Origin of the sequence: Flavobacterium plurextorum (genome assembly GCF_024638035.1) — a bacterium.
Taxonomy (GTDB): domain Bacteria; phylum Bacteroidota; class Bacteroidia; order Flavobacteriales; family Flavobacteriaceae; genus Flavobacterium; species Flavobacterium plurextorum.
On sequence record NZ_CP100442.1, the window covers coordinates 1,857,334 to 1,871,825 of the forward strand.

General features: G+C 33.5%; 13 protein-coding genes and 2 tRNA genes. 7 read left to right on the forward strand and 8 right to left on the reverse strand.

Annotated features, from left to right (window positions below; genetic code table 11):
- Positions 1 to 13 precede the first annotated feature (13 nt).
- The 3 genes from NLG42_RS08345 to NLG42_RS08355 all read right to left on the reverse strand — a co-directional run bounded on the left by NLG42_RS08345 (position 14) and on the right by NLG42_RS08355 (position 3,375).
- The gene (locus tag NLG42_RS08345) at positions 14 to 2,212 is read right to left on the reverse strand and encodes an Ig-like domain-containing protein (protein WP_257683471.1); all 2,199 of its coding nucleotides are present in this window, start codon (positions 2,210 to 2,212) and stop codon (positions 14 to 16) included.
- 108 nt (positions 2,213 to 2,320) lie between these two features.
- On the reverse strand, positions 2,321 to 2,863 hold the full coding sequence (locus NLG42_RS08350; protein ID WP_089054492.1) for an RNA methyltransferase: 543 nt from the start codon (positions 2,861 to 2,863) through the stop codon (positions 2,321 to 2,323).
- A gap of 74 nt (positions 2,864 to 2,937) precedes the next feature.
- The gene (locus tag NLG42_RS08355; protein ID WP_089054493.1) at positions 2,938 to 3,375 is read right to left on the reverse strand and encodes a DUF1573 domain-containing protein; all 438 of its coding nucleotides are present in this window, start codon (positions 3,373 to 3,375) and stop codon (positions 2,938 to 2,940) included.
- 159 nt (positions 3,376 to 3,534) lie between these two features.
- Between NLG42_RS08355 and mutS the strand changes: the two genes are divergently transcribed.
- The 4 genes from mutS (at position 3,535) to NLG42_RS08375 (ending at position 6,964) form a co-directional block, all read left to right on the forward strand.
- Positions 3,535 to 6,141: a DNA mismatch repair protein MutS gene (mutS, locus tag NLG42_RS08360; RefSeq protein WP_199170254.1), complete on the forward strand. Its 2,607-nt coding sequence runs from the start codon at positions 3,535 to 3,537 to the stop codon at positions 6,139 to 6,141.
- A gap of 150 nt (positions 6,142 to 6,291) precedes the next feature.
- Positions 6,292 to 6,364, forward strand: a tRNA-Gly gene (locus NLG42_RS08365).
- 14 nt (positions 6,365 to 6,378) lie between these two features.
- Positions 6,379 to 6,464 (forward strand) — tRNA-Leu (locus NLG42_RS08370).
- A gap of 119 nt (positions 6,465 to 6,583) precedes the next feature.
- Complete coding sequence (locus tag NLG42_RS08375) at positions 6,584 to 6,964, forward strand: DUF1508 domain-containing protein (RefSeq protein ID WP_257683472.1); 381 nt, start codon at positions 6,584 to 6,586, stop codon at positions 6,962 to 6,964.
- A 118-nt stretch (positions 6,965 to 7,082) separates the two neighbouring features.
- On the opposite strand, the gene NLG42_RS08380 is transcribed toward NLG42_RS08375, so the two are convergent.
- Both NLG42_RS08380 and NLG42_RS08385 read right to left on the reverse strand, forming a co-directional pair.
- Positions 7,083 to 7,307: a PG1828 family lipoprotein gene (locus NLG42_RS08380; RefSeq protein WP_089054494.1), complete on the reverse strand. Its 225-nt coding sequence runs from the start codon at positions 7,305 to 7,307 to the stop codon at positions 7,083 to 7,085.
- 345 nt (positions 7,308 to 7,652) lie between these two features.
- Positions 7,653 to 8,882, reverse strand: a complete 1,230-nt coding sequence (locus NLG42_RS08385) for a 3-deoxy-D-manno-octulosonic acid transferase (protein ID WP_257683473.1) — start codon at positions 8,880 to 8,882, stop codon at positions 7,653 to 7,655.
- A gap of 135 nt (positions 8,883 to 9,017) precedes the next feature.
- Here NLG42_RS08385 and NLG42_RS08390 point away from each other — a divergent pair, with 135 nt between their 5' ends.
- The gene (locus NLG42_RS08390; protein ID WP_089058182.1) at positions 9,018 to 10,151 is read left to right on the forward strand and encodes a DegT/DnrJ/EryC1/StrS family aminotransferase; all 1,134 of its coding nucleotides are present in this window, start codon (positions 9,018 to 9,020) and stop codon (positions 10,149 to 10,151) included.
- Positions 10,152 to 10,193: 42 nt separating this feature from the next.
- The gene (gene galE / locus NLG42_RS08395; RefSeq protein WP_257683474.1) at positions 10,194 to 11,207 is read left to right on the forward strand and encodes a UDP-glucose 4-epimerase GalE; all 1,014 of its coding nucleotides are present in this window, start codon (positions 10,194 to 10,196) and stop codon (positions 11,205 to 11,207) included.
- 124 nt (positions 11,208 to 11,331) lie between these two features.
- Here the strand turns inward: galE and fabD are convergent, their stop codons facing one another.
- Positions 11,332 to 12,207: an ACP S-malonyltransferase gene (gene fabD, locus NLG42_RS08400; protein WP_257683475.1), complete on the reverse strand. Its 876-nt coding sequence runs from the start codon at positions 12,205 to 12,207 to the stop codon at positions 11,332 to 11,334.
- Between the two features lie 69 nt (positions 12,208 to 12,276).
- Positions 12,277 to 12,639 carry a DUF983 domain-containing protein gene (locus NLG42_RS08405; protein ID WP_071636409.1) on the reverse strand — a complete coding sequence of 121 codons (363 nt, stop codon included), beginning with the start codon at positions 12,637 to 12,639 and terminating at the stop codon, positions 12,277 to 12,279.
- 185 nt (positions 12,640 to 12,824) lie between these two features.
- Here NLG42_RS08405 and NLG42_RS08410 point away from each other — a divergent pair, with 185 nt between their 5' ends.
- Positions 12,825 to 13,688 (forward strand): helix-turn-helix domain-containing protein, encoded by an 864-nt coding sequence (locus tag NLG42_RS08410; RefSeq protein ID WP_089058184.1) that lies wholly within the window; start codon positions 12,825 to 12,827, stop codon positions 13,686 to 13,688.
- A gap of 230 nt (positions 13,689 to 13,918) precedes the next feature.
- Here the strand turns inward: NLG42_RS08410 and NLG42_RS08415 are convergent, their stop codons facing one another.
- Positions 13,919 to 14,452, reverse strand: a complete 534-nt coding sequence (locus NLG42_RS08415) for a YceI family protein (protein WP_099720250.1) — start codon at positions 14,450 to 14,452, stop codon at positions 13,919 to 13,921.
- Positions 14,453 to 14,492 lie beyond the last annotated feature (40 nt).

Consider the following 14,492-nt stretch of genomic DNA (forward strand, 5'->3'; position numbering starts at 1 on the left):
GATAATTAGATAATTATCTTTTCAGTGAAAAATGACCTCTTAAAATAGGTTGTGTATTATCTATTTTTAAAGCATACCAATAATCAGAAGCAGGCAAGAGAGTTTTGTCGAATGTTCCGTCCCAACTCATTTTGGATGCATTTAGCTGGGCAATCAACTTTCCGTATCGATCAAAAATAGTAACCTGCGCCTCAGGATAATTTTCCATTCCGGTAACCTCCCAAGTGTCATTATAAGAATCATTGTTCGGAGTGAAAAATGCTGGAAAAATAAGAACAACAAAATTTTGCATATCCAATCCACAGCCATTTTTATCTCGAGCATACGCAGTTTGCAATCCGCCCGGAACATCATAAAATGTATTTGAATCCTGAAAGTTTATTCCATCAACAGAATATTCAAAATAAGCAGTTTCTTTTTTAAGATAAATCACAACTTTTGTTCCGCTGACGCCAATTCGATCTATTTGCGGAACCTCATATTCTTCAACCGTAATTGTCTTTTGACTTGTACAATTTTCAGGAGCAGGACTTGTTACAGCAACAGTGTATTTGCCTCCTTTGTTAACGGTAATTCTTTGAGTAGTTTCATTATTATTTGACCATAAATAACTCATCCCAGAAATACCAGCATCTAATGTTATAGTTTGAAATTGGCATAAAGACAAAGTTTCATCTGTAACAACTGGAGAAGTATAGATGGTAACGGAAACCGGAATACGATTGGTATTGACACAGCCGTTATTTGAAGCTTCCGCGTAATAAGTTGTATTTGTTGAAATAGCAGGTGTTTGAAAACTATTGCCTGTAAAAATACTGGTACCGCCAGTTGAGTTAGTGTACCAATTGATAAGTCCAATATTTGAACTCGCTTGTAAAGTTACGCTTCCAGAACCGCATCTTGAAACATTCGAAGAAACGGCAGTTGGAGTATCTGGAGTTTTATTAACCGTTGCAACTACTGATTTTCTGTTTATTTCACAACCTGCATCAGCATAATAAGTTGTAGTTGTTGTTATTGGTGATGGAGTTGTGTAAGTATTTCCAGTTCCTAATAAAGTTCCGCCTGTAAGTGAGTCATACCAGCTAATAGTGGCGCCGGCAGTTGCAGTCGCATTTAAAGTAAAGTTTCCTGAGTCACAAACGGGATTTGGAGTAAGTAAAGATGTTATTTCAGGAATTGTGATTTTTGTACTTGCAGCAATTTGTAAAGGCGCTTCGCCTGGCATTCCGCCATATTCAACAATGTAGCCTTTTGGTTGATAAGGATCGCCTGAAATTAATGATCCTGTATTTGGTAAATCGTTCCAAGAGCCTTTTATTCCTACGCCAGGTTGTGTAATATGTGCATAATCTTCATTTCCTTGGTTGTTTGGTTCACCAGTGTTCCAAAAAGCAAAATTTGGTGTTGAGCCATTTGCAGTTCCGTTCCAAAAAATAGTACCAGTTTCAGGGCCGGTAACCCATTTCCAAACGCCTTCAGTTTCTGCATCACTTCCTCCGATCCATCCAGTTCCTGAGGCCTGTTCACCAATTAATTTAGCTTCATCGGCAGATAAAATAGTTGCGAGATAACCTTGTAATCCATAATAAGTGCTTGATTCTGCTGCAGTTTTAGCACTCGACCAAGTAATGCCAATACTTGGCACAAATAAATAAAAATGTTGTGTCGATGGAAGGTAATTGGCTTGACCAATCGTTATAGAAAAAGTTCTAGTGCCAGAGGCTGTCGCTGAGGAATTAGAATATACAACATCCTTAATTGCATTAACAAAATCGGAATACAAGATATTTGCTCCTGTTGAACTATATAGTCGTAATTTTCCGGCGGTTACATCCCAGCTTGTTGTAATAGCAGGATGAGAAGCTGCGTTTGAAAGCTCTAGTTTGTCAAGACCATTTGAATAACCAGATGAAATTTGAATGTAAACTGCTTGAGTAGATGGTTCAGCAGGATCATGAGTTATAGTAATGGTCTCTACAATTTTTATAGTGCTTTGCGGACAGTAAAATTGGTTTCCAGTTGCTGTTATAATGGGAGGTGTGATAGCAAAATCTAACGTTGCATTTCTTTTTTTATTCGTTTTAAGACTGTCATGTAAGCATATGTCTGCGTACCTATTTTCAGTTTTAAAATTCTCATTTGCATGAGTTTTTACCACATTTAAAAGAAGTAGTAAAAACGATATTTTAAAGAAATTAACATTTTTCATTTTATAAAAGTATCAATTTTATAAGAATAAAAAAATATATTTAAAAATCTAACATTTACAGCTGTTTTTCGATTTAAAAATCACAGTTTTCTGCAAACGAATGATTTCTTAATCGTTATTCGGCCAGTTTAGTTTTTGAAATAAATCCCAAACTACAATTCCTGCACTAACCGCTATATTCAAAGAATGTTTTGTTCCTAATTGAGGAATTTCGATACAGCCGTCGCAAATAGCTACAGCTTCTTGTGCAACGCCGTAAACTTCATTTCCAAAAACCAAAGCATATTTTTGATTTTTTTCCACTTTAAAATCTTGAAGAAAAATAGAGCTTTCCACTTGTTCAATGGCTAGTGTCATTACATTTTCTTTTTTAAGATTCTCGATAACTTCTAATACATTTTCATGGTGTTCCCAAGCAACTGTTTCAGTTGCGCCAAGAGCTGTTTTATGAATCTCTTTATTTGGAGGTGTTGCGGTGATACCGCATAGAATGATTTTTTCGATCAAAAAAGCGTCCGAAGTTCTAAAAACAGATCCAATATTGTGCAAACTGCGAATATCATCCAAAACTAATATTAAAGGAGTCTTGTCTGATTTTTTGAAATCTTCAATTGATTTGCGCTCTAGTTCGCTGTTTTCTAGTTTTCTCATTTGTATAAATTCAGGTCATAAAAAAAGCTTCCAAAGATAAGGAAGCTTTTTCGATTATTTTATTGTTTTTCAGATTAGCTTTTTACTGGATCTGGTAAAACTGTACCTTTAATAGTAAGTACTTTTGTTGGTTGTCCTTCAGCGTTAGAAGTAACAGTTACTGTTTTTGTAAAAGCACCAACTCTGTCAGTAGCATATTTTACACCAATAATACCTTTAGCACCAGGAGCAATCGGCTCTTTTGGAGTTGTTGGTACAGTACATCCACAAGATCCTGTTGTGTTTGTAATAATTAACGGTTTTGTTCCGTTGTTAACAAAAACAAACTCACGTTTTCCATCAGCATTGTGAGCGATAGTCCCGTAATCAATAGTTTCAGTTTCAAAAGCCATTCCAGCTCCTTCAATTTTAGCTACTTTGGCAGCTTTAGCAGCAGCTTTTTTAGTGCTTTGAGCGTTAGAAGCTGTAATACCAACAACTGCTAACATAGCGAATAAAATTATTTTTTTCATCTTTTTAGATTCTTAGTTTAAATGATTGAACAAATCTATATAAAATTCTTAAAAGTGAGCTTAAAAATAGCTTAAAATATTTTAATTTTTGAAGCCTTCAATATGCCGTTAAAAAATTATAAATTCGCTGTCTTAATTTTCATTTAAAATATATCAATTTTGGCAGCTAAAGAAAAAGTAGTGAAGGAAACACCTTTAATGAAACAGTACAACGAAATCAAGAGAAAATATCCTGATGCATGTCTGCTTTTCAGAGTAGGAGATTTTTATGAAACATTTGGAGAAGATGCCATTAGAGCTTCAAAAATTCTTGGTATTACTTTAACAAAAAGAGGTGCGGGTTCAGATACAGAGACCGCGCTCGCTGGTTTTCCTCACCATTCTGTTAATACCTATTTGCCAAAATTGGTTAAAGCAGGGCTTCGTGTTGCAATATGCGATCAGCTGGAAGATCCTAAAATGACTAAAACTATCGTAAAAAGAGGGGTTACAGAACTTGTAACGCCGGGAGTTTCTTTAAACGATGAGGTTTTACATTCTAAAACAAATAACTTTTTAGCGTCAGTTTATTTTGCTAATAAAAATATCGGAATCTCTTTTTTAGATGTTTCAACGGGAGAGTTTTTAACAGCTCAAGGAAATGCGGAATATATCGATAAGTTATTACAGAATTTTAATCCGAGTGAAGTTCTGGTTCCTAAAAATAATAAAAGCGATTTCAGAGATGCTTTTGGTGATGATTTTCATAGTTTTTACTTAGAAGATTGGATTTATAAAGAAGATTATGCGCTCGAAACGCTTACCAAACATTTTCAAACCAACTCTTTAAAAGGTTTTGGGGTTGAAGAATTAAAAGAAGGAATTATTGCTTCTGGAGCGATCTTGTATTACTTATCCGAAACACAGCATAATCGTGTGCAGCACATAACAGCTATTCAGCGAATTGCTGAAGATGCATATGTTTGGATGGATCGTTTTACAATTCGCAACTTAGAATTGTATCATAGTTATAATCCAAATGCTGTTACGCTTTTAGATGTTATCGACAGAACACTTTCTCCAATGGGAGGAAGATTGTTGAAGCGTTGGCTGGCTTTGCCTCTTAAGGACAGCAAAAAAATAAAAGGACGTCATGATGTAGTCTCATACTTGAAAGAAAGTCCAGAAGTCTTGCACAATATTCAATATCAAATTAAGCAGATTTCAGATTTAGAACGTTTAATTTCTAAAATAGCAGCAGGAAAAGTTTCTCCGCGCGAAATTGTTTATTTAAAGGAATCTTTAGATGCAATTATTCCAATTAAAACTTTGGCGTTGGAAAGTAAGCAGGAAGCAGTAAAAATTATTGGAGACAGTCTTCATGCCTGCGATTTGCTGCGTGAGAAAATCAAAATAACCTTAAATCAAGATGCGCCTGTTGCGATTGCAAAAGGAAATGCAATTGCCAAGGGTATAAGTGAAGAATTAGATGATTTACGTGCTATCTCAACTTCAGGAAAAGAATACTTAGAAGGAATTGAAAAAAGAGAGTCGGAACGAACAGGAATTTCGTCTTTAAAAATTTCATTCAATAATGTTTTTGGGTATTATATCGAAGTTAGAAATACACACAAGGATAAAGTTCCAGAAGAATGGATTCGTAAGCAGACTCTTGTAAATGCGGAACGTTATATTACTGAGGAATTAAAAGAATATGAAACAAAAATTTTAGGAGCGGAAGAGAAGATTCATAAAATTGAAACAGAACTTTTTGAGCAGTTAATTGCTTGGATTGCGACTTATATTAAGCCTGTTCAAATGAATGCAAATTTGGTTGCGCAATTAGATTGTTTGTGTTCGTTTACGCAGTTAGCTGTAGAGAATCAATATGTGTGTCCAGAAATTGATGAGACTTTTGAACTTGATATAAAAAATGGAAGACACCCTGTAATCGAGAAACAGCTGCCAGTTGGAACACCTTATATAGCAAATGATGTTTTTTTAGATAGAGAAACACAACAGATTATTATGATCACTGGTCCTAATATGTCTGGTAAATCGGCTATTTTAAGACAAACGGCTTTAATTGTATTGCTGGCTCAAATGGGAAGTTTTGTTCCTGCAGACAGTGTGAGAATGGGAATTGTCGATAAAATTTTTACTAGAGTTGGAGCTTCTGATAATATTTCGATGGGAGAATCTACTTTCATGGTAGAAATGAATGAAACAGCTTCGATTCTGAATAATTTATCAGATAGAAGCTTAGTGCTTTTAGATGAAATTGGAAGAGGAACTAGTACTTATGACGGAATTTCGATTGCGTGGGCGATTGCTGAATTTTTACATGAGCATCCTGGAAGAGCGAAGACTTTGTTTGCAACGCATTATCATGAATTGAATGAAATGACAGAATCGCTGCCTAGAATTCAGAATTATAATGTTGCTGTAAAAGAGTTAAAAGATACCGTTCTTTTTGTTCGTAAGCTGGTAAAAGGAGGAAGTGCGCATAGTTTTGGAATTCATGTAGCGAAAATGGCAGGAATGCCTCAAATTGTAATTTTGAAAGCGCAGAAACTTTTAAAGAAATTAGAGAAGAATCATTCAAGTGAGGCTTTAAATGGCGTAAAAGAAGTGAATGATGAAATGCAGATGAGTTTCTTTAATTTAGATGATCCTTTGTTAGAAGATATAAAAGAGGAGATTCTGGGTCTTGATATAAATGCGATTACACCTGTTGAAGCACTGATGAAGCTTAACGAGATAAAAAGAATGTTGGTTAAAAAATAATTTTATATTTAAAGTTTAGGTTATCAGAAAGTTATAAAATAAGTTGATTTTTTTTTGAAAAAACGCTTGTGTAATTGAATAAATGTCCTAAATTTGCACTCGCAATGCAAGACAAGTCAAGTGTTGCGGTTCTTAATTAGAATTTGAAATGCGAAAATAGCTCAGTTGGTAGAGCGCGACCTTGCCAAGGTCGAGGTCGCGGGTTCGAGCCCCGTTTTTCGCTCAAAACCATACAATGCTCGGATGGTGAAATTGGTAGACACGCTGGACTTAAAATCCAGTGAACAGCAATGTTCGTGCGGGTTCAAGTCCCGCTCTGAGTACTAAAGCCTCTTCTTTTGAAGAGGCTTTTTTTATGGTGTAAACTTGTCTTTAAATAAGTTGCTGAGTGAATTTATTTTAGAGAATCTAAAATCAACAATCTAAAATCAATAATCAAAATATGGGTGCTTTTGTAATTAGCAGGCGATTTAACGATGAGTATAAATTTGTATTTACTTCAAGGAAGGGAAAGGTGATTTTTACAAGCTTGAGTTATGAATTGAAGTTTGAGTGCGAGGAGGATATTGAAAAGTTTAAAAGTAATGTCGATCTTTCTAGGTTTTTGAAATTTAAAGGCTCTGGGGGAAAGTATTTTTTTAAATTGATGTTGGGGGAGGTTCATTTTGCAACAAGCCGAAAATACACAACTGAATTACTTTTGCAAAAGGGAATTAAGGAGATTGTGACTTATGCTTCGAAATCGGAAATTTTAGATTTTTCTTCAACGGCATCTATTTTTGAAGATGAATTGGTGGAAGATGAGGTAGAGATTGAGGAGTAAAAAAAAGAGTTCATTTTTAATGAACTCTTTTTTTTTGCGAAATGATTAAATTAAAATTAATCATAAAAAAAAACCATCACAATGGATGGTTTTAAAATTTTTAGAATTTAGGTTCTAATTATTTTTTTACTTCTTTAGCAGCTTCTTCTACTTTAGTAGCAGCAGAATCAACTTTAGCAGCAGCAGAATCAACAGTTGCAGCAGCAGAATCAACTACAGTAGCAGCAGAATCAACAGCAACAGCAGTAGAATCTACAGCTTCAGTAGCTGCAGCGTCAGCTTTTTTACAAGATACAACAGTTAAAACAGCAACAACAGCTAAACTTAAAAATACTTTTTTCATCTTACTTTATTATAAAAGGTTAATTATTAATTCGTGGCAAAGATATAAATTTTTTAATATGTAAAATATTTTTTTATTTTTTTTTTAAAATATTTTCATTGCTCACGTTTATCTTAGTTAACAAATAATGTGCCAGAATGATAAAGTTATCTTAAATTGTTTATTTTTCTGTGCAAATTATTATTTAGTGAATATTCTTTATTGAAATGAGTGGTTTTAAACCTCTTATTTACGATTTGTTTTCTTTTCTTAACGAATTTATAAGGTCATAGATAAGAACATAATGTGTAAATGTGTGCACAATGTAAAAATAAGAATCATAAAACGGAGAAAGAGAAAGAGCGCTTATGAAATGGTTGTCATTATAGTGCTTGTTGCACCTTTGTTTTCTTCAATAAATGATTTGCAGATTTTGCTTTTTTCTTTAAAAAAGGCATCATCGTTTAATAAACGATCAAAAACAATCTTCAATTCGCTAAAAGTAGATACAGGAATACATCCTTTTAGTTCTACTAAAGATACAGCTTCTGCAAAATTTGCAAAATTTGGTCCTATTACAATCGGAATTCCAAATGTGGCTGGTTCTAAAATATTATGAATTCCTGGATTTCCAAAACCGCCTCCCACATATGCAATTGCGGCATAACTGTAAATCTTGGTAAGAAGTCCAATAGTATCTATTATAAAGACATTATAATTAGATAGATCTTTGCCTTCTTTTTCTGAATATAAAACAGTAGATTTAGTAAGGAGTGATTTTAATACAGTAATTTGATCAGTTTTGATATTATGCGGGGCAATAATGAATTTTATATTGTCTGGTGCTTGATTGATATATTCGGTTATTAAAGCTTCGTCTTTCGGCCAAGAACTGCCTATAACTATCGCAGGTTGATTGTTTTTGAAATTTTCGATATAATCAAGCTTGTTGTCTCTCTCTAAAATTGCTGTGACTCTGTCAAAGCGAGTGTCGCCGGAGATAACTACATTTTTAAAACCAATTGCTTCAATTTTTTGTTTCGAACTTTCGTTCTGAACAAAAAAGAAGGTAAAAGCTTTTAGAGCATTTCTATAAAATCCGCCGTACCATTTAAAGAACATCTGACTGTCTCTAAAAATTCCTGAAATCAAATAGGTTGGCGTTTTGCTTTTCTCCAGCTCCTTTAAATAGTTTAGCCAAAACTCATATTTAATGAAAAAGACAAATTCAGGGTGAACGAGTTTTAGAAAGCGTTTTGCGTTGCTTTTAGAATCTAATGGCAAATAAACGGTTACATCGGCAACAGTATTGTTTTTACGTACCTCATATCCTGAAGGAGAAAAAAAGGTAACAATGATTTTGTGAGAAGGATATTTTTCTTTGATTTTTTCAATTACAGGAAGACCTTGTTCGTATTCGCCAAGTGAAGCCGAGTGAAACCAAATAGTTTTGTCTGAAGGTTTTATTTTTTCTTCTAAAATTGCAAAAACGTTTTTTCGTCCCTCAACGAAAAGCTTAATTTTCGGACTAAAAAGGGCGACAATTTTCAGAAAAAAGCCCGCAATAGAAATAACTAAATTATATAGAAAAAGCATCTGTTTATTTTTGTGGCTAAATTACATTTCTTTCGACTATTTTCATGGTTTGAAGTTATTAAATAACTATTTTTGTTCCTCCTTTTAGAGAATCTGATAGTAAAACAGATCTTTAATTTTAAAAATATATTGAAAATGAAAAAAATTCAAATGGTTGACTTAAAGAGTCAATATGAAAAAATAAAAACTACTGTTGATGCTTCGATTCAAGAAGTTTTAGATACTAATACTTATATAAACGGACCTTTAGTACATCAGTTTCAAAAAAATCTTGAAGATTATTTAGGAGCAAAACATGTAATTCCGTGTGCAAATGGAACTGATGCTTTGCAAATCGCTATGATGGGATTGGATTTAAAACCGGGAGACGAAGTTATTACTGCCGATTTTACTTTTGCTGCAACTGTTGAGGTTATTGCGCTTCTGCAATTAACACCTGTTTTGGTTGATGTTGATATGGTAAATATGAATATTGATATTGAAGCCATTAAAAAGGCAATTACACCAAAAACGAAAGCGATTGTTCCAGTTCATTTATTTGGTCGCGCCGCAAATATGGATGCGATTATGGAAATTGCTGCTGAACATAATTTATATGTAATTGAAGATAATGCTCAGGCTATTGGTGCTGATTATATTTCTAAATCAGGAACAAAAAGTAAAGTTGGAGTTATCGGACATGTTGCTGCGACTTCATTTTTTCCTTCTAAAAATCTTGGTTGTTATGGAGATGGAGGAGCAATTTTTACAAATGATGATAAATTAGCGCACATAATCCGCGGAATTGTAAATCACGGAATGTATGAGCGTTATCATCATGATGTTGTGGGAGTAAATTCACGTTTAGACAGTATTCAAGCTGGAGTTTTAAATGCAAAACTGCCTTTGTTGGATGAATATAATAAAGCACGTCGTTTAGCAGCAACAAAATACAATGCAGCTTTCGCTGGAAATGCACATATTATTACGCCGGATTTTGATGCAAATGAAAACGATCACGTTTTTCATCAGTATGTATTAAGAATTTTAGATGCTGATAGAAATGCTTTGATGCAGCATTTATTAGATAAAGGAATTCCATGTGCAATTTATTACCCAATTCCGTTGCACTCTCAAAAAGCATATGTAGATTCTCGTTATAAAGAAGAGCAATTTCCAGTTACAAATCAATTAGTAAAAGAGGTTATCGCTTTACCAATGCATACAGAACTTGATGATGAACAAATTAAATTTATTACCGATTCTGTTTTGGAATTTTTGAATAAATAAAATAATTAAACCAAATAAACAACAGCACAAAACAACCACAAAATGAAAGTATTAGTAACAGGAGGATTAGGATTTATTGGTTCTCATACCGTAGTCGAATTGCAAAATGAAGGCTTTGAAGTTGTGATAATTGATAATCTTTCAAACTCTACCGAAGATGTTTTAAAGGGAATTACAGCAATTACAGGAAAAACACCTTTATTTGAAAAAATTGATTTAAGAGAAAAAAGTGCCGTTCAGGATTTCTTTAAAAAACATAATGATGTTACCGGGGTAATTCATTTTGCAGCGTCAAAAGCAGTTGGGGAAAGTGTTGAAAATCCATTGTTGTATTATGAAAACAACATTAACACTTTAGTTTATCTTTTACAGGAATTACAACAAAAACCAGAAGCAAGTTTTATTTTTAGTTCGTCTTGTACGGTTTACGGTCAAGCCGAAAAAATGCCAATTACAGAAGATGCTCCAGTGCAAACCGCGATGTCTCCTTATGGAAATACGAAACAAATAGGAGAGGAAATTATTTTAGATACAGCAAAAGTAACTAATATCAATGCTATTTTGCTTCGTTATTTTAATCCAGTTGGGGCACATTCTACAAATAAAATTGGAGAATTGCCAATAGGTGTTCCTCAAAATTTAGTGCCATTTATTACCCAAACCGGAATAGGAATTCGTAAGGAATTATCCGTTTTTGGAGATGATTATCCTACACCTGATGGAACTGCCGTTCGTGATTATATTCACGTCGTAGATTTAGCGAAAGCGCACGTAATTGCATTACAGCGTTTGTTGAATAAAAAGAATTTGGCAAAAGTAGAAACTTTCAATTTGGGAACAGGAAAAGGAAGTTCAGTTCTAGAAGTAATTCAAAGTTTTGAAAAAGTAAGTGGTAAAAAGCTGCCTTATAAAATTATGCCGCGTCGTGAAGGTGATGTTACCGAAGCTTATGCAAATACAGATAAAGCAAATAATGTTTTAGGCTGGAAAGCTCAATTAAGTTTAGACGAAGCAATGGCAAGCGCTTGGAAATGGGAACAGAAAGTTCGTTCTTGATTTAGTGATCAGCCGTTAATAATTCGATATAAATAAAAATCCCAAATGATAATCATTTGGGATTTTTTTATATCTATAGTTTTTAATTGATCACTAAAAAAAACGGATCACTTAATACTAAAATTTAAGCATTAGCAGTAGCAGCTTCTTTGTCAATTTTATTAATCAAACCAGCTAATACTTTTCCTGGTCCAACCTCTGTAAACAAAGTAGCGCCGTCAGCAATCATTTGTTGTACAGATTGAGTCCATTTAACTGGAGCAGTCAATTGAATAATTAAGTTCTTTTTGATTTCGTTTGCATCAGAAACTGCATTTGCAGTTACGTTTTGATATACTGGGCAAACAGGAGTAGAGAAAGTTGTTGCTTCAATCGCAGCTGCTAATTCTTCTCTTGCAGGTTCCATCATTGGTGAATGAAATGCACCTCCAACAGGTAAAATTAAAGCACGTTTTGCTCCTGCAGCTTTCATCGCTTCACAGGCTTTTTCAACAGCAGTAGTTTCTCCGGAAATTACTAATTGTCCTGGGCAGTTGTAATTCGCGGCAACCACGATTCCATCGATAGAAGCACAAACCTCTTCAACAATATTATCTGCTAAACCTAAAACTGCGGCCATTGTAGATGGAGTAATTTCACAGGCTTTTTGCATAGCAAGAGCACGTTGAGAAACCAATTTTAATCCGTCTTCAAAAGATAAAGTTCCGTTGGCAACCAAAGCTGAAAATTCTCCTAAAGAATGTCCGGCAACCATTTCTGGTTTAAAATCATCACCTAAAGTTTTAGCCAAGATAACAGAGTGCAAAAATACAGCAGGCTGTGTAACTTTAGTTTCTTTTAGTTCTTCGGCAGTGCCTTCAAACATAATATCAGTAATTCTAAAACCTAAAATTTCATTAGCTTTTTCGAATAATTCTTTGGCTAAAGCCGAGTTTTCATATAAGTCTTTGCCCATTCCTGTAAACTGTGCGCCTTGACCTGGAAATACGTATGCTTTCATTTGTCTAATTTGTTTTTTATTTTTTGGAATTGAAATTAGTTTCAATTGAAAGGCAAAAATAACACTTTTTTATTTCGTATAATCCTTAAACATGTAAATCCATGCTAACCTCGAAAATCTTAAATTAAAAGAAGTGAGTAAAGTAATGACAACTGCTATGATTGGAATGATTCTTAAATCGAAATTTTTCTCAAAGAAAAACTGTGCAATACAATAGGTCGCGATTCCTTGAGCAACTGTTAATCCGTAGTTTACGTACATTGCACCAAAGAAATAACCAGGCTCTTTTTGAAATTTGTAATTGCAATGACTACAGTATTCATTCATTTTTGGAAGACCAAAAGTCAAAAAAATATTTTTGTCTGTAAACACTTTTCCTTTATGACAAATAGGACATTCGTTGCTTAAGATATGAGTTAATGCGCTTGACATGATTTTGTTATTTTTTATTTATACAAAGGTAATTCAGAGTATTATAAAAGGCTTTTTTATATCTTCGCTGATTATAGCACAATAAAGACATTTTTATGGCATCGCGACCTTAAACGACTTCGTAAATGAAAAAAGTGAATAGACGATTGTGCATGTGATCAATAAAAAAAACAAATTCTACATATATGAAAAAATATCCTGTTTATAGTGTCCAGAATTTTAACTGCAATGATATTCATCGCGATTTTTATGTAAATACATTTAAAGAACATCTAAAAAGCCACAGTTTTGTCGAAGAACCGCATCGTCATGATTCTTATTTAATGGTATTTTTTACAAAAGGCTCTGGATTGCACGAAGTCGATTTTGATCAATTCGAAATAAAAAGAGGTAGTTTGTTTGTGCTGCAGCCTGGGCAAATGCATCATTGGAGTTTGTCTGAAGATGTAGAGGGTTTTGTAATTATTTTTTCTCAGGAATTATATAATCTATATTTCGGACAAAAAAATATCAACGATTATAATTTTTACCATTCGATCCATAATCGTCCCGAAATGGTTTTTGAAGAAAAAGAAATTCCAAGAATTCTTTCGTATTTTAATTTACTGATTCAGGAAAGTAATGAAAATGCGAAATATCAATTGGATAAAATGTTGAATTTGTTAGATTCAATTCATATTGAAATCGCTCGTAAGTACAGTGAGACCTATTCGCATCAAACACATTCGTATAATATTAAAATCAACAAGTTTGAATCGTTATTGGAAGAATATTTTAGAACAGAAAAACTCCCGTCTTTCTATGCAGAAAAGCTAAATATTACGCTAAAACATTTAAACCGAATCTGCAATGAAATTCTGCAAAAAACTGCCACAGAAGTGATTACAGATCGTGTGATTTTAGAAATAAAGAGAATGTTGATCGATAAACAATTAGCAGTAAATGAAGTGGCTTTTAAAGTAGGTTACGAAGATTACTCGTATTTTTCCAGATTCTTTAAAAAACAAACAGGAATGTCTCCAACAGAATTCCGAAATACAATTCGCTGATTTTTTAGCCACGAATTATTATTTTCTATTTTTTTTGCCACAGATTAAAAAGATTAAAAAAGATTTTTTTTCCTGTATTGTGAGAATAAATAATCTGTGAAAATCCTTTTAATCTGTGGAAAAAAATAATTCGTGGAAATTCGTGTAATTCTTGGCAAACAAAAAAGCCTGCACTTCCTAAAAAAAGTGCAGGCTTCTTAACCAACTAAATTAAAACGTATTATAAAGTATTAAGCTTGTTTTACAAATTGTAATTCAATGTTTAATTTTACTTCTTCACCTACTAAAACACCTCCAGTTTCAAGAGCCGAATTCCAGTTTAATCCCCAATCTTTACGGTTGATTTTTCCTTCAATGTTTAAACCTACTTTTGTATTTCCCCAAGGATCAGTCATAGTTCCGCTAAATTCTACAGGGAATTTTACAGTTTTAGAAATCCCTTTAATATCTAAATCACCAGTTAATTCATATTCTCCATCGTTTACTTTTTTGAAAGAGGAAGCTTTGAAAGCTAATTTCGGATGATTTTCGGCATCAAAGAAATCTCCGCTTCTTAAATGTCCGTCTCTGTCTGCATTTGCAGTGTCGATTGAAGCGATATCGCCAGAAAATTCAATCGCTGCATTTTCGAAATTATCTCCGTCTGAAGTAATTGTTGCATCATAAGCTCCAAATTTTCCTGAAACATTTGTAAACATCATGTGTTTCACTTTAAAACCAATTTCTGAGTGTGTTGGGTCAATTGACCATTTTGTAGTTGCCATAATTTTATTTTTTTAAATAATTAATTTATTTGTTTGTTTC

Bases quoted from the DNA above. Each gene is read 5' to 3' on its own strand.
- galE (WP_257683474.1), top strand. From the start codon at position 10,194: ATGAAAGTATTAGTAACAGGAGGATTAGGATTTATTGGTTCTCATACC.
- fabD (WP_257683475.1), bottom strand. From the start codon at position 12,207: ATGAAAGCATACGTATTTCCAGGTCAAGGCGCACAGTTTACAGGAATG.
- NLG42_RS08355 (WP_089054493.1), bottom strand. From the start codon at position 3,375: ATGAAAAAAATAATTTTATTCGCTATGTTAGCAGTTGTTGGTATTACA.
- NLG42_RS08350 (WP_089054492.1), bottom strand. From the start codon at position 2,863: ATGAGAAAACTAGAAAACAGCGAACTAGAGCGCAAATCAATTGAAGAT.
- NLG42_RS08345 (WP_257683471.1), bottom strand. From the start codon at position 2,212: ATGAAAAATGTTAATTTCTTTAAAATATCGTTTTTACTACTTCTTTTA.
- NLG42_RS08415 (WP_099720250.1), bottom strand. From the start codon at position 14,452: ATGGCAACTACAAAATGGTCAATTGACCCAACACACTCAGAAATTGGT.
- NLG42_RS08405 (WP_071636409.1), bottom strand. From the start codon at position 12,639: ATGTCAAGCGCATTAACTCATATCTTAAGCAACGAATGTCCTATTTGT.
- NLG42_RS08385 (WP_257683473.1), bottom strand. From the start codon at position 8,882: ATGCTTTTTCTATATAATTTAGTTATTTCTATTGCGGGCTTTTTTCTG.
- NLG42_RS08380 (WP_089054494.1), bottom strand. From the start codon at position 7,307: ATGAAAAAAGTATTTTTAAGTTTAGCTGTTGTTGCTGTTTTAACTGTT.
- NLG42_RS08375 (WP_257683472.1), top strand. From the start codon at position 6,584: ATGGGTGCTTTTGTAATTAGCAGGCGATTTAACGATGAGTATAAATTT.
- NLG42_RS08390 (WP_089058182.1), top strand. From the start codon at position 9,018: ATGAAAAAAATTCAAATGGTTGACTTAAAGAGTCAATATGAAAAAATA.
- NLG42_RS08410 (WP_089058184.1), top strand. From the start codon at position 12,825: ATGAAAAAATATCCTGTTTATAGTGTCCAGAATTTTAACTGCAATGAT.